Genomic DNA, 14,357 nt, shown 5'->3' on the forward strand with positions numbered 1-14,357 from the left:
GTGGCCCCGACTTAACGGCAATCGTTGAGGTAAGGTGAACGTGACAGCTTTCGCAGCGACCTCTTTAAGGTCTCCGCCGGACAGCTTTCCGGCTCTCGTGCTCAACGCGGATTTCCAACCGCTGAGCTACTATCCTCTGTCCCTCTGGAATTGGCAAGAGACGATCAAGGCCGTTTTCCTCGATCGCGTCAACATCGTTTCCTTCTACGACAAGGTTGTCCGCAGCCCGAATGCGGAAATCAGGCTACCCAGCGTCGTTTCGCTGAAAACGTTCGTGAAGCCAGCACTCTATCCGGCATTTACGCGCTTTAATGTCTTCCTGCGCGACAAGTTTCAATGCCAATATTGCGGCTCTCCCCACGATCTCACATTCGACCACGTCATCCCGCGTTCGCGGGGCGGCCAGACGCGCTGGGACAACGTCACCGCCGCCTGCGCGCCATGTAACCTGAAAAAGGGCGGCAAGATGCCCGCCAAGGCGAAAATGTTCCCCGCGCTGAAGCCGTATCGGCCCACGGTGCACGAACTTCATCGCAACGGGCGCTTCTTTCCGCCGAACTATCTGCATCAAAGCTGGCTCGACTACCTGTATTGGGACGTCGAACTGGAACCGTAAGCGCCTCGCCACGAAGCGCCTCTCAGGCCGCCGAAAGGCGGCCTTTTCGTGTCCACTCGACGCGCGGCGCGTCAATCCACAGCAAACCGTACCTTAACCGGCAGATACGGCGTGAAGACAGCCCGCGCTCAGCGCTCCGGTCCGCCTGCTCCGCGCCTGACCGTCTGCCATAAGTATTTCCGATTCGCTAACTCAGGTTTCGCGCCAGTTCCGCCCTCTATCGTGCCCCAACATTTCAGTTGAAGGAGCATTCGAATGACGGGGCGGGCCGTTTTTGTGTTGTTCATTCTCTCGGCGATGGCGTTTGCGTCGCCGGGGTTTTCACAGGAGCAGCAGACCGAGCCAGGGAGCCCCGTGGAGGCGGCTCTGGAAGGCGATTCGGCTGCAAGCACCGAAGATGCTCCCGCGATTGGGCTCCCCCCCTCGGAAAACAGCCCCGCTGTGGAGGTGACAGCTGCCCCGGCTCCGCTCACGCCGCAGGCCGAGGCATTGCGGAAGGCGCTGCTTGCGCTCCCGGCCGGAGCCGACGACGAGGAACGCAATGAGCGCGCCGCCCTGTTGTCCTTCTACGAGACGCGCCGCTACGCCCCACTCTGGTTCGCAGCATCAGGCGTGCCCACTCCCAAAGCCGGCAGCCTCGCTGCGGAAATCGCCCGCGCCGCAGATTACGGCCTCGCCCCAAGCGACTTCGCGCTTCCCGCTGGGCTCGATCAGCGCGTCCAAACCGCCGCCACACATGTCGGCGACCAGAAGCCGGAAGCCATCGCCTCCGACGAAATCGACATCTCCCGCGCCGTGCTGAAATACGGGCGCTTCGCGCGGGGCGGCCGCATCACGAACCCTTCGGAACAGCTCAGCTCTTACCTCGACAGGCGGCCTCAGCTTCTCAAGCCCGAAGCGATCCTCGACGGCGTCGCCGCCACCGACGAGCCGGACGCCTATTTGCGCGGCCTCCATCCGCAGCACGTCCAGTTCGAGCGGCTGCGTCAGAAATATCTCGCGCTGCGCGACAAGAAGCAGAGCGCGGAAGCTAAACGCCTCCTCGCCAACATGGAGCAGTGGCGCTGGATGCCCGCCGACCTCGGCGACCTCTATGTCTGGAACAACATCCCGGAGTATACGCAGCGCGTGGTGAAGAATGGCGAGGTGGTCCGCAAGGAACGCATCGTCACCGGGCAGCTCGACAAGCAGACGCCGGTCTTCACGCGTACGCTGAAGAAGATCACGTTCAAGCCGACCTGGATCGTTCCCGAGTCCATCAAGGTGCGCGAGATCTTGCCAAGCCTTCAGCGCGGCGGCGGCATGATGCGCGAGTGGCAGCTTGAGCTTCGCGACAAGGACGGGCAGACGGTCGATTGGCGGCGCATCAACTGGTATCGCACGGACATCCGCATCTTCAACGTGGTGCAACCAAACGGCGCGAAGAGCGTGATGGGCAAGGTGAAATTCTCCTTCCCGAGCCAGCACACCGTCTTCATGCACGATGCCTATCCGCCCGATAAATGGATGTTCAACAAGGCGCGGCGCACCTACAGCCACGGCTGCATGCGCGTGCAGAACCCGATTGGCCTCGCGGAAATCCTGCTGAAGGAGGACAAGGGGTTCGAAGCGGCGCAGGTTCGCGATGCGGTTCGCACCGGCGGAAACGACAATGAGTTCGACATCGAACGGCGCATCCCGATCCACATGACCTATTTCACGGCGCTTGTGGGCGATGACGGCAAGCTGCACACCTTCCCCGACGTTTACGGCCACGAGCGGCGCATCACGCTCGCGCTCGAAGGAAAGTGGTCGCAGATATCGCGGGGCAAGGACCACCTCGCACCCGTGGAACTTCAGATGGTTTCCGAGCAGCGCCGCTCCCGCTACGCGGAGGACGACTCGGCCGATGCGCCGCCGCGCGTCTGGCGCAACAATGCGAGCTTCCGAGGCGGCTTTCTCGACTCGCTGTTCGGCCGCTGGTGAGGAAAACAGGCAGGTGAGCGCGGCGGCTAGCAAGCGTTACTTCGCCGCACTGACGCACGATGCATTTATTCCTGCGTGGCGGCGCTTGAGGCCGAAGCAGTGGCCGGAGAACCCCCGGCCACCCCTCGTTAACGGTTAGCGACGCTCTTCGCGGCGTTCGTCCCGGCGCTCTTCGCGCTGGGCTTTTTTCGCGCCTTCAACCACATCGCCCGTCTTGGCGTCGACCTTCACCTTGGACTTGAACCCCTGGGGATCGATCAGTTCGAGGTCGTAGATCCACTTGCCTCCCTTGCGGTCGATCTCGGCCTCGATCACCTCGCCGACCACCCTGTCTTTGGAAATGACGAGAATATCGGAGAGAGACTTGATGTCTCCCTGCTTGAGGCCCTGGTGGATTTCACTTCGCGAGTCGTCGTCCTTCGCGAAGGCCGTGGGCGAAGCAAGCATCGCCGCTGCGGCGACGACTGAAACGGCAACGGCAGCAGTTTTGAACGGGTTACGCATTGTTCTTTTCCTCTGGCGGTGATTATAACGCCAAAAAATGCATGGCGCAGTTTGGCATCGATAGAGAGATAGTCGAAACGACACGGAACGAAGAAAGCTATTCCCGCATAATTCTCTGGCCGCAAGAACAAGACGCTATATTCGCTGCCGCGCGATGAGGTAGAACAGCGCAAGCTTATGAAAGTTTCCCGTTGCGCCAGCTCTTTAACATTACGCTGACGTCCAAGTTAATAATGGCAAACCCATTTCTGTTGACACCATACGAACGCCCGCTTATGCGTCGTCGCGGGACACTTCCCCCCACCGGGAAGCAACTATCTGAAAGGGTAGACCGCAATGACGGCCACCAAGCCTGCCGCGCGCCCCAATGTCGCGCATTTCTCCTCCGGCCCCTGCGCCAAGCGCCCCGGCTATTCCCTCGATAATCTCAAAACCGCTGAATTGGGCCGGTCGCACCGTTCCAAGCCGGGCAAGGCCAAGCTGAAGCTCGCGATCGACAAGACGCGCGCGATCCTCGGTGTGCCGCAGGATTACCTCATCGGCATCGTCGCCGCCTCGGATACGGGCGCGTTCGAAATGGCCATGTGGTCCGCTCTCGGCGCGCGCGGTATCGACGTGTTCGCCTGGGAAAGCTTCGGCAAGGACTGGGTCACGGACATCACGAAGCAGCTCAAGCTGAAGGACGTGCGCGTGTTCGACGCGCCCTATGGCGAGCTTCCCGACCTCGGTCAGGCCGACTTCCGCAACGACGTCGTCTTCACCTGGAACGGCACCACTTCCGGCGTCCGCGTTCCGAGCGGCGACTTCATCCCCGACAATCGCGAGGGCCTGACGTTCTGCGACGCCACTTCGGCGGCTTTCGCGCAGGAACTCGACTGGGCGAAGCTCGATGTCGTTACCTTCTCCTGGCAGAAGGTTCTCGGCGGCGAAGCGCAGCACGGCATTCTCATCCTGTCGCCGCGCGCTGTCGAACGCCTCGAAAGCTACACGCCCGCATGGCCGATGCCGAAGCTCTTCCGCATGACGAAGGGCGGCAAGCTCAACCGCGAGATCTTCGACGGCTCGACGATCAACACGCCGTCCATGCTCTGCGTCGAAGACTATCTCGATGCGCTGAACTGGGCGGAAGGTCTCGGCGGCCTGACGGCGCTTCAGGCGCGCTCGAACGCGAACTTCAAGGTTCTCGCCGATTGGGTCGAGAAGACGCCGTGGGTGGATTTCCTCGCCAGCGTGCCGTCGACGCGCTCCAACACGAGCGTGTGCCTCAAGATCGTCGATCCCGAGATCGCAACGCCCGAGGCTCAAGCCGCTGTCGCCAAGGACATCGCCTCCACGCTTGAAAAGGAAGGCGTTGCGCTGGACATCGGCGCCTATCGCGATGCGCCCGCCGGGCTTCGCATCTGGGCTGGCGCGACCATCGAGGCATCCGACCTCGAAGCGCTGGTGCCATGGCTCGACTGGGCTTTCGCCAACGCGAAGGCCAAGGTCGCCGCTTAAGGTTCAACCTCTGTCATGGCCGGGCTCGACCCGGCCATCCAGCGGCGGAACCTCCAGAGCCCGCGACCTGGATTGACGGGGCAAGCCCGCGATGACAACCTTGCTTTTGTCTCTGGACGTTTTCAGGAGACACACCCATGACTGCGCCTCGCGTTCTCGTCGCTGACAAGCTTTCCCCCGCGGCCGCCGAAATCTTCAAGAATCGCGGCATCGAAGTCGATACCAAGATCGGCCTCGACAAGGATCAACTCGCCGAAATCATCGGCAATTACGACGGCCTCGCCATCCGCTCCGCCACGAAGGTCACCGAGAAGGTGCTCGCCTCTGCCGAGCGCCTGAAAGTCGTCGGTCGCGCTGGCATCGGCGTCGACAATGTCGACGTGCCCGCCGCCACCGCGCGCGGCGTCATCGTCATGAACACGCCCTTCGGCAACTCCATCACCACCGCCGAGCACGCGATTTCGCTCTTGATGGCGCTAGCTCGCCAGATCCCGGAAGCTGACCGCTCCACGCAGGCCGGCAAGTGGGAGAAGTCGAAGTTCATGGGCGTCGAAGTCACGTCCAAGACGCTCGGCATTATCGGCTGCGGCAACATCGGCTCCATCGTCGCGGACCGCGCGCAGGGCCTTCGCATGAAGGTCATCGCGTTCGATCCGTTCCTCACCGAAGAGCGCGCTCTTGATCTCGGCGTCGAGCGCGTGAGCCTCGAAGAGCTGTTCCGCCGCGCAGACTTCATCACGCTGCACACGCCGCTGACGGAGAAGACGAAGAACATTATCAACGCCCAATCCATCGCCACCATGAAGAAGGGTGTGCGCATCATCAATTGCGCCCGCGGCGGCCTTATCGTCGAACAAGCGCTGGCCGATGCCATCAAGGCGGGCCACGTGGCTGGCGCAGCGCTCGACGTGTTCGAGGTGGAGCCCGCAAAGGAGAACGTGCTGTTCGGGCTGGCGAACGTGATCTCCACGCCGCATCTCGGCGCGAGCACGTCGGAAGCGCAGGAGAACGTCGCGCTTCAGGTGGCCGAACAGATGGCGGACTACCTCCTCACGGGCGCGATCTCGAACGCCGTGAACTTCCCGTCGATCACGGCGGAAGAAGCGCCGAAGCTGAAGCCGTTCGTGAAGCTCGCCGAGTTGCTGGGTTCCTTCGCTGGCCAGCTCACCGAGGCCGCGCCGAACTTCATCCGCCTCGAATATGCGGGCGACGTTGCCGATATGAACACGCGCGCGCTGACCTCGGCGGCGATCTCGGGCGTTCTGCGTCACTTCCTGCACGTCAATATGGTTTCCGGTCCGGCGGTCGCGAAGGAACGCGGCATCCAGGTTGAGGAAACGAAGCGTGGTCAGGAAGGCGCCTACGAAACCTATATTCGCGTGACGCTGAAGACCGAGAAGCAGGAAATCTCCATCGCCGGCACGGTGTTCTCGGATGGAAAGCCGCGCGTCATCCAGATCAACCACGTTCCCATGGACGCCGAGTTCGCGCCGAACATGCTGTTCACGGTGAACGCCGACAAGCCGGGCCACATCGGCGCGCTCGGCACGCTCCTCGGCGACGAGGGCGTGAACATCGCGACGTTCAACCTCGGCCGCGAAGCGCAGGGCGGCAAGGCGATGGCGCTCGTCACCGTCGATGAGCCGGTGAGCGATGCGACCATCCAGAAGGCGTTGGCGCTGCCGCACGTGGTGCGCGCCGCACGTCTCAGCTTCTGACGCCCGCGCCATCGCGGCGCGCTAAGTCTCCTTCGAAATCGCTCCCGCGAACGCAGTTCGCGGGAGTTTTTTTGTGCCTGGAGCCGGAATGCGACTCAGGCCGAACCAACCGGAACATTGAAGCCGTTTCCAAACTTAAAGTTGAATGTCATCGCGTCGATTTGCATGCGGAATAGTGGATTTTCGGTGCCGGGTGATATTCCGAGCCCCGGCGATTAGACCAAAGCCCCACTGTGACAAAACGCGCATCCGCGATACAAAAGCAGGTAACGCCGCCACGGGCAAAAGATGGCAGGCGATGGAGGAAACATGATGAAAATCAGGACTTTCGGCGCTGTCGCCGCGCTAGCGCTTGCCCTGACGACGGGGGCCTTCGCCGCCGAGCCGATCAAGATAGGGCTATCCGGTCCCTTCACGGGCGGTTCGTCGTCGATGGGCGTTTCGATGCGCGACGGCGTCAAGCTCGCGGTGGAGGAAGTGAACAAGGCGGGTGGCGTGCTTGGCCGACCGCTCCAGCTTGTCGAGCGCGACGACGAAGCCAAGAACGAGCTTGGCGCGCAGATCGCGCAGGAACTCATCAACAAGGAGAAGGTCGTCGCGACGCTCGGCTTCATCAATACCGGCGTGGCGCTCGCCGCCCAGCGCTTTTATCAGGAAGCCGAGATCCCGGTCATCAACAACGTGGCGACTGGCACGGTCATCACGAACCAGTTCAAGAAGCCGGATTACGACACCAACTACGTGTTCCGCACCTCCGCCTACGATTCCATTCAGGCGGGCATGATGGCGGAAGAGGCGGTCAAGGGACGCGGCTACAAGAAAATCGCCATCCTCGCGGACTCCACGAACTACGGCCAGCTTGGTCGCGAAGACCTTGAGAAGGCGCTCGAAAAGCTCGGCGTGAAGCCGGTGGCGGTCGAGAAGTTCAACATCAAGGATGTGGACATGACGGCGCAGCTCCTTCGCGCGAAGGAAGCGGGCGCCGAAGCGCTGCTGTGTTACGGCATCGGCCCGGAACTTGCGCAGATCGCGAACGGTCGAGCCAAGCTCGGCTGGAACGTGCCGATGATTACATCGTGGCCGTCTTCCATGCAGAGCTTCATCGACATCGCGGGCGCGAACGGCAACGGCGTGATGATGCCGCAGACCTTCATCGAGGACAAGACGCTGCCGAAGCGGGCTGCGTTCCTTGACGCGTATTACAAGACCTTTGGCGTGACGAAGATCCCGACGCCTGTGGCGGGCGCGCAAGGTTATGATTCCGTGCTGCTTCTGGCCGCCGCGATCAATCAGGCCGGTTCCACGGATGGCCCAGCGATCCGCGCCGCGCTCGAAGACCTGAAGGAGAAGGTGGAAGGCGTCGTCACGACGTACGAAAAGCCGTTCAGCGAGACGGATCACAACGCCATCTCCGCGAACATTCCTGTGTTCGGCATGGTGAAGGACGGCAAGATCGTCTACGCGCGCGAGGAAGACGCAAAGAATTCCGGCGTCGTGCGGAAGAAGGAAAAGGCGACGAATTAGTCATGGCGTGAGGGCGGGTCTTCCCGCCCTCTTCTGTTTCGCGCCTTCGAATGAATGCCCCGCACCGCCAATCCCGCAAGGCGACATGATGGACTGGATTTCGACACTTCTTCACGCGCCGACGACTTCTGTCTTCTGGCAACTCGTGGCGAGCGGCGTCGCCGTAGGCATGATCTACGCGACCATCGCTTTCGGCTATCAGCTAACCTTCGCGACATCGAAAACGCTGAACTTCGGGCAGGGCGAGGCGCTGATGCTCGGCGCAATGCTCGGGCTGACGCTGCTGCCGTATCTCGGCTACTGGCTGATGCTGCCGGTGATCCTCATCTTCGGCATGGCGCAAGGCGCGGTGGTGGAGCGGCTCGGCGTGCGGCCCGCCATCGAGACGAAGTCCGAGTTCGGCTGGATCATGGCCACCATCGCGCTCGGCATCATTTTCCGCAACATGGCGGAAAACATCTGGGGTCGCGACGATCTGAAATTCCCGTCGCCGCTGCCTGAAACCGCTATCGAACTCGGCGCGGTACGCATCCTGCCCGCAGAAATCATGGTGGTCGTCGGCGCGCTGCTGATGATGGCAGCGGTGGAGACATTCAATCGCCGCTCGATCTACGGCAAGGCGTTCGTCGCCACTTCAAACGACATCGACGCGGCGGGCCTCATGGGCATCGACACGCGGCGCGTCATCACCATGAGCTACGCCATGAGTTCGATGACGGCGGCTTTCGCGGGCGTCCTCGTCGCGCCGGTGACGCTGACGGGCGCAACAATGGGCGCGGTGCTGGCGCTGAAGGCGTTCGCGGTGGCGATCATCGGCGGGCTCGACTCGGCGCTCGGCGCGATCGTCGGCGGCATCCTCCTCGGCGTGATCGAAACGCTGACGGGCTATTACGTCTCGACCGGCTACAAGGATGTGCCGGGCCTGATCCTCGTTCTCATCGTGCTCGCGATCCGCCCGGCAGGGCTGTTCGGCCGCCGCACCATCAAGAAGGTCTGATCGATGGCGCGCGCTCTTCCCTTCATCGGTGCGGGACTTCTGGCCATTGGGCTATTCGCGTTCCCCTTCCTCGCGGGGCAAAATTCTTATTACATCCACCTCGTTCAGATGATGGCGATCTACGCCATCCTGATCCTCGGCCTCGACATAGTGGTGGGCTACACGGGGCAGGTCAGCCTTGGCCATGCAGGACTGTTCGGCATCGGGGCCTATGGCGCGGCGGTGATCTTCCACCATTACGGGCTGGGGGTGTGGCCGGGGCTTCTCGTCGGCGTCATTGTGACGGGCATCTTCGGCGCGGTGCTCGCAGTGCCCGCGCTGCGGGTGATCGGCCCATACCTCGCGATGGTGACGCTCGCTTTCGGCACCATCATCCAGATCGTCATCAATGAATGGACGGGCCTCACGAATGGCCCGCTCGGCGTGACGCTGCCGCCGCCGCGCGTGGTGGACTTCGCGGACTGGCGTTCGTTCTGGCAAGGCACGCTCGGCCTCAAGGCGGCGGAATTCCAGCGCCTCGAATTCTATTATCTCTGCGTGCTGCTGATGCTCGTGGCGATCCTCGTGGTGAACCGCGTGGTGCGCTCGCAATATGGCCGTGCCTTCGAAGCGCTGCGCGACAGCCCCATCGCCTGCGACTGCATGGGCGTCAGTGTCTATCGCTACAAGGTTTACGCGTTCGTGGTGTCGGCGGCTCTGGCGGGGCTCGCGGGCGCGCTTTTCTCCTGGTCGGAGCGCTACGTCTCGCCAAACACCTACAATTTCGAGCTATCGATCCTGTTTCTGCTGGCGGTGATCCTCGGCGGGAGAAAGTCGCGCGCAGGGCCGCTCATCGGCGCTTTCATCATCGTGTATTTGCCGAACGTGCTGTCCGACATCGAACTCGTGCGCATCATGGCGGGGATGATCGCCGCCGCCGCTCTGGTGGCGCTGGCCATCATCGCGCTTCGCAGTCGCGAAAAGCTCGTTCGCGCGCTGCCGCCGGTTATCCTGTGCCTGGCGTTCCTGCCGCTGACGCTGAACGTCAACAACGTCACCGACTATCGCCTCACAATCTTCGGCCTGATGATCCTTTTCGTGGTCTTCTACCTGCCGGACGGCGTGATGGGCTTCCTGCGCGAGGTCTTCCCGGTGCTGAAGCCGCGCCACGTCACCGCCGCGCAACCCGCCGCCGCGAGTGCGATCTTCGCGGACAGGGGGCTTGCCGACGCGAAGACGCTGCTTCGAGTGGAAAGCGTGGTGATGCAGTTCGGCGGCCTGAAGGCGCTGGATTCGGTGAAACTCGCCATCGCGCCGGGAACGATTCACGGTCTCATTGGCCCGAACGGCTCCGGCAAGAGCACGATGATGAACGTGCTGACGGGCGTCTACCGGCCAACCGCCGGCGCCGTTTACCTCTCGCAGCACCGGATCGACGGGCTCACGCCGAGCGAAATTGCGGGCAAGGGCATTGCGCGCACCTTCCAGAACGTACAGCTTTTCGGCGAGATGACCGCAATCGAGAACGTGCTCGTCGGGCTGCATCACACCTTCCGCAGCACGCTGATGGATGCGGTACTGCGCACGCCGCGCCGCGCCCGGGAGGAAGCCGAAGCGCGCGCCCGCGCCATGGCGATCCTCGACTTCATGGGTCTCGGCCAGTTCGCGGGCACCGAGGCGCGCAACCTCCCTTACGGCAAGCAGCGCATGCTGGAGATTGCCCGCGCGCTTGCGCTCGATCCGTCGCTTCTGCTGCTCGACGAACCGGCGGCGGGCCTTTCCGCGCCCGACATCGCCGAACTTGTGGAGATCATCCGCAAGATCCGGGGGCATGGCATCACGCTGATCCTGATCGAGCATCACATGGACGTGGTCATGGGCCTTTGCGACACGGTTTCGGTGCTCGATTTCGGGCAGAAGATCGCCGAAGGGCCGCCAGCGAAGGTTCAAAACGACCCGCGCGTGATCGAGGCATATCTTGGCGGCACGGTCGCCGAAGCGGCGGAGTAGGCGATGCTCAAGGTTCAGGATCTGAAGGCCGGATATGGACGCGTCGAGGTGCTGCACGGCCTCAGCTTTCACGTGCCGAAGGGCGAACTCGTCACGCTGATCGGCTCGAACGGCGCGGGCAAGACGACGACGTTGCGCGCGATCTCCGGCATGCTTCGCCCGCAATCCGGCGCGATCCTGCTCGGCGACGCGGAAATCGCCGGACTGCCGAGCCATCAAGTCGCGCGCCGTGGCCTTGCGCATTCGCCGGAGGGACGCCGCATCTTTCCGTCGCTGTCGGTGGAGGACAATCTGCGTCTCGGCGCGTTCGTTCGGCTCACGGGCGTGCGCGAAAAGGGCGACGTGGAAGCCGACTTCGACCGCATGTACGACCTTTTCCCGCGCCTCAAGGAGCGCCGCGAGCAGCAGGCTGGCACGTTATCGGGTGGCGAGCAGCAGATGCTGGCCATGGGCCGCGCGCTCATGTCCCGCCCGGAGATCCTCTTGCTCGATGAGCCGTCGATGGGTCTTGCGCCGCGTCTCGTGGAGGGGGTGTTCGACACCATTCGCCGCCTGAAGGAAGAACACGTGACGATGCTCCTCGTCGAGCAGTTCGCCGCCATGGCGCTCGATGTGGCTGACCACGCCTATGTGCTGGAAAACGGGCGTATCCGCTTCCAGGGCGCGGCGAAAAGCCTCAGGAACGATCCGGCTGTGCGTTCGGCCTATCTCGGCGGCCATTAGCTAAACCTATTCATAAGCTTACGACAGGCTTTGCTTCGGCGCAGCGGCCCGCCGCCAGCTGCGGTGTGTGCAATTGCTCCGTGTACCGCTTGACGTGTACAGAAATTAATCTGACATTACGTCAACAGCGTACCTCAGCGACCGCAATGCCAACTCGAACCCCTGAGGCCATCGTGCAGGACACATTAGGCGACACAAATAGCGACGCTTAAAAGGAGTGCAGCCATGAATGGCGGCTTCATAGACATTGGCCAAAACGTCAAGTTGAGACGAGAGCCCTTACAAATATTACAAGCAAATTTGACGGATATCGAAATCGAGCTGCTGGCTTACCGGCTCCGTTTTGCACCGGACCGCGGCGATCGAGTGGAAGGAACCGCGCTCCAGCAAATCGAATTCCCAGTCAAGAAACAATCGCTGCAAAGCTGGTTCGTTGTCTATCTCGCGGACAAGTCATTCCGCGAGATCTTCATCATCAGCATCTCGCCCCGGCCGCTGATACTTGTCGATGCTCCCGGTGGCACCTCGCGCTTCAATGAACTCATCATGAGAATCGGCGAAACCGCGATAAGATTATTCATGAGGGCGTGATCTACGGATAGAACCTGTGCAGTATTGGTATTATGTGTGCATGCAAGGGCAGCAACAAGTGCCTTGCATGCCATGATAATCGCGCGCGAATGCGAGTAAGGAGGCTTGTCATGAATAGATATATATTCGATCGTGCGTCTTATGATGACATAAATGCCGTCGAGCCGCCGTCGTTGCCATTTTTTTTATTGACTGCGACCCCGTCAAGCGCTTATTGTGTTCGAAAGCCGGGTAGCGCTCTCTCGTTCTTCGATGTGAAAGGTAACCGTCCCGACCAGACTATGGAGCACATTCGATGACCGAGAATATGAGCATCGGTGAAATTCCGCTTCCCAATGAGCAAGTCGTAGAAGATGTCTACTCTACGCTTGAAGCCATTGAGCAGTACTTTAGGGACAAGCTTGTGGGAGGCGATGGCGAGTCGCTTTCCGCCTCGGTCAAGAAAGCCGATTTCGGCGTGCGCGTTCGCCAGTTGAGAGACACGTTGGGTCTCTCGCAGGCAGAGTTTGCGAGCCGGTATGGCCTTGATCTTTCGACGTTGCGCGGCTGGGAACAGGGTCGCCGCACGCCTGACAAGGCAAATCGAACCCTCATCGAAGCCATAGAGGTCAGCCCTGGCCTCATGGCGAATATCATCGCCAAGACGCAAGCCCGGAGCGAGGTTTTTGCGAACTTGTAGCGTTGTCTTGATTCGCGCCACATGCTTGCAGCGCGGCTGCCCGTTTCATTTTTAACGTCTTCCAGGCCGGACTCGTTTCAAGGAACGAGTGCCGGCCTTGATTCGTTTCCGATCATGAGCGCGGAACGCGGGCCTTGTCGCACCCGGACTCGACTTTTTGCCTATATTGCCCTGCACACAAAAAAGGATCATGCTGCGCTGCAACCAAAGAAAAAACCTGCGGGTTGCCGCTGCAAGGAGCAGAATATGAGTGAGGTGATTGCGTTCAAGCAATCCACGTCCTCCACTTCCGGGGAGGGCTTGAAGGATCTCTATGAAGTCGGCGAAATCCCGCCGCTCGGCCATGTCCCTGAAAAGATGTATGCGTGGGCGATCCGCCGAGAGCGCCATGGGCCGCCCGAGGACGCCATGCAGATGGAAGTGGTGCCGACGTGGCAACTCGACAGCCACGATGTACTCATTCTCGTCATGGCCGCAGGCGTGAACTACAACGGCGTGTGGGCCGCGCTTGGCACCCCGATTTCTACTTTCGACGTGCACAAGGCACCGTTCCATGTCGCAGGTTCGGACGCGGCGGGCATCGTGTGGGCTGTCGGCTCCAAGGTGAAGCGCTGGAAGGTCGGCGACGAAGTCGTTGTGCACTGCAACCAGGATGACGGCGACGACGAGGAATGTAACGGCGGCGATCCGATGTTCTCGCCGTCCCAGCGCATCTGGGGCTACGAGACGCCGGATGGCAGCTTTTCGCAATTCGCCCGCGTTCAGGATCGCCAGCTCATGGCGCGCCCGAAGCACCTCACCTGGGAAGAAAGCGCGTGCTATACGCTGACGCTCGCCACAGCGTACCGCATGCTGTTCGGCCATCGCCCGCACGTGCTGCGCCCGGGACATAATGTGCTCGTCTGGGGCGCGTCCGGCGGCCTTGGCTCGTTCGCGGTGCAGCTCTGCGCGGCGTCCGGCGCGAACGCGATCGGCGTCGTGTCCGAGGACGACAAGCGCGACTTCGTCATGCAGCTTGGCGCGAAGGGCACGATCAACCGCAAGGACTTCAAGTGCTGGGGCCAGATGCCCAAGGTCAACACGCCTGAATACGCGGAGTGGTTCAAGGAAACCCGCAAATTCGGCGCGGCGATCTGGGAGCATACCGGCAAAGGCAACAACGTCGACTTCGTCTTCGAGCATCCGGGCGAATCCACGATCCCGGTTTCCGTCTTCGTCGTGAAGCGCGGCGGCATGGTCGTGATCTGCGCAGGTACGACGGGCTATAACCTCACGCTCGACGCGCGTTATCTCTGGATGCACCAGAAGCGCTTGCAGGGTTCGCACTTCGCCAATTTGTTGCAGGCGAGCCAGGCTAACAAACTTATGATTGAGCGGCGAATTGACCCGTGCATGAGTGAAGTTTTTCCGTGGACCGACATACCGAAAGCGCATATGCGCATGTGGAAGAACGAGCATCGGCCGGGTAATATGGCGGTACTCGTCAGCGCTCCGCATACGGGTTTGCGTACATTCGAGGATGCGATTGAGGCATCCAAAGCGCGGTTCGGTTGA

12 protein-coding genes are annotated in these 14,357 nt (G+C 61.6%); 11 read left to right on the top strand and 1 reads right to left on the bottom strand.

The genetic code is table 11. From position 1 onward, the window contains the following. Window positions 1-40 precede the first annotated feature (40 nt). Both RVAN_RS14835 and RVAN_RS14840 read left to right on the top strand, forming a co-directional pair. Window positions 41-616: an HNH endonuclease gene (locus RVAN_RS14835; RefSeq protein ID WP_013420526.1), complete on the top strand. Its 576-nt coding sequence runs from the start codon at window positions 41-43 to the stop codon at window positions 614-616. 255 nt (window positions 617-871) lie between these two features. Further along, window positions 872-2,581: a L,D-transpeptidase family protein gene (locus RVAN_RS14840; protein WP_013420527.1), complete on the top strand. Its 1,710-nt coding sequence runs from the start codon at window positions 872-874 to the stop codon at window positions 2,579-2,581. A gap of 135 nt (window positions 2,582-2,716) precedes the next feature. Here RVAN_RS14840 and RVAN_RS14845 read toward each other — a convergent pair whose 3' ends face one another. After that, window positions 2,717-3,085, bottom strand: coding sequence for a PepSY domain-containing protein (locus RVAN_RS14845; protein ID WP_013420528.1), 369 nt, complete (start codon window positions 3,083-3,085; stop codon window positions 2,717-2,719). A gap of 336 nt (window positions 3,086-3,421) precedes the next feature. Between RVAN_RS14845 and RVAN_RS14850 the strand changes: the two genes are divergently transcribed. From RVAN_RS14850 to ccrA, 9 genes are all read left to right on the top strand, one after another. Continuing rightward, window positions 3,422-4,582, top strand: a complete 1,161-nt coding sequence (locus RVAN_RS14850; RefSeq protein WP_013420529.1) for a phosphoserine transaminase — start codon at window positions 3,422-3,424, stop codon at window positions 4,580-4,582. Window positions 4,583-4,719: 137 nt separating this feature from the next. Beyond that, complete coding sequence (gene serA / locus RVAN_RS14855) at window positions 4,720-6,300, top strand: phosphoglycerate dehydrogenase (protein ID WP_013420530.1); 1,581 nt, start codon at window positions 4,720-4,722, stop codon at window positions 6,298-6,300. 309 nt (window positions 6,301-6,609) lie between these two features. Then, window positions 6,610-7,824, top strand: coding sequence for an ABC transporter substrate-binding protein (locus tag RVAN_RS14860; protein WP_013420531.1), 1,215 nt, complete (start codon window positions 6,610-6,612; stop codon window positions 7,822-7,824). An 88-nt stretch (window positions 7,825-7,912) separates the two neighbouring features. After that, window positions 7,913-8,821, top strand: a complete 909-nt coding sequence (locus RVAN_RS14865) for a branched-chain amino acid ABC transporter permease (protein ID WP_013420532.1) — start codon at window positions 7,913-7,915, stop codon at window positions 8,819-8,821. 3 nt (window positions 8,822-8,824) lie between these two features. Next, window positions 8,825-10,810 (top strand): ABC transporter permease subunit, encoded by a 1,986-nt coding sequence (locus tag RVAN_RS14870; protein WP_013420533.1) that lies wholly within the window; start codon window positions 8,825-8,827, stop codon window positions 10,808-10,810. 3 nt (window positions 10,811-10,813) lie between these two features. Continuing rightward, entirely contained in the window at window positions 10,814-11,533 is a 720-nt protein-coding gene (locus tag RVAN_RS14875; RefSeq protein ID WP_013420534.1) for an ABC transporter ATP-binding protein, read from the top strand. Window positions 11,534-11,758: 225 nt separating this feature from the next. Next, window positions 11,759-12,124 carry a hypothetical protein gene (locus RVAN_RS14880; RefSeq protein ID WP_013420535.1) on the top strand — a complete coding sequence of 122 codons (366 nt, stop codon included), beginning with the start codon at window positions 11,759-11,761 and terminating at the stop codon, window positions 12,122-12,124. Between the two features lie 295 nt (window positions 12,125-12,419). Beyond that, window positions 12,420-12,803 (top strand): helix-turn-helix domain-containing protein, encoded by a 384-nt coding sequence (locus tag RVAN_RS14885; RefSeq protein ID WP_013420536.1) that lies wholly within the window; start codon window positions 12,420-12,422, stop codon window positions 12,801-12,803. A 246-nt stretch (window positions 12,804-13,049) separates the two neighbouring features. Beyond that, window positions 13,050-14,357, top strand: coding sequence for a crotonyl-CoA carboxylase/reductase (gene ccrA / locus RVAN_RS14890; protein ID WP_013420537.1), 1,308 nt, complete (start codon window positions 13,050-13,052; stop codon window positions 14,355-14,357).

This window comes from Rhodomicrobium vannielii ATCC 17100 (assembly GCF_000166055.1).
Lineage (GTDB): Bacteria > Pseudomonadota > Alphaproteobacteria > Rhizobiales > Rhodomicrobiaceae > Rhodomicrobium > Rhodomicrobium vannielii.

What these genes read in the sequence shown, in the direction of transcription:
- RVAN_RS14840 (WP_013420527.1), top strand. Translation starts at nt 872, where the DNA reads ATGACGGGGCGGGCCGTTTTTGTGTTGTTCATTCTCTCGGCGATGGCG.
- RVAN_RS14845 (WP_013420528.1), bottom strand. Translation starts at nt 3,085, where the DNA reads ATGCGTAACCCGTTCAAAACTGCTGCCGTTGCCGTTTCAGTCGTCGCC.
- RVAN_RS14850 (WP_013420529.1), top strand. Translation starts at nt 3,422, where the DNA reads ATGACGGCCACCAAGCCTGCCGCGCGCCCCAATGTCGCGCATTTCTCC.
- serA (WP_013420530.1), top strand. Translation starts at nt 4,720, where the DNA reads ATGACTGCGCCTCGCGTTCTCGTCGCTGACAAGCTTTCCCCCGCGGCC.
- RVAN_RS14860 (WP_013420531.1), top strand. Translation starts at nt 6,610, where the DNA reads ATGATGAAAATCAGGACTTTCGGCGCTGTCGCCGCGCTAGCGCTTGCC.
- RVAN_RS14865 (WP_013420532.1), top strand. Translation starts at nt 7,913, where the DNA reads ATGGACTGGATTTCGACACTTCTTCACGCGCCGACGACTTCTGTCTTC.
- RVAN_RS14870 (WP_013420533.1), top strand. Translation starts at nt 8,825, where the DNA reads ATGGCGCGCGCTCTTCCCTTCATCGGTGCGGGACTTCTGGCCATTGGG.
- RVAN_RS14875 (WP_013420534.1), top strand. Translation starts at nt 10,814, where the DNA reads ATGCTCAAGGTTCAGGATCTGAAGGCCGGATATGGACGCGTCGAGGTG.
- RVAN_RS14880 (WP_013420535.1), top strand. Translation starts at nt 11,759, where the DNA reads ATGAATGGCGGCTTCATAGACATTGGCCAAAACGTCAAGTTGAGACGA.
- RVAN_RS14885 (WP_013420536.1), top strand. Translation starts at nt 12,420, where the DNA reads ATGACCGAGAATATGAGCATCGGTGAAATTCCGCTTCCCAATGAGCAA.
- ccrA (WP_013420537.1), top strand. Translation starts at nt 13,050, where the DNA reads ATGAGTGAGGTGATTGCGTTCAAGCAATCCACGTCCTCCACTTCCGGG.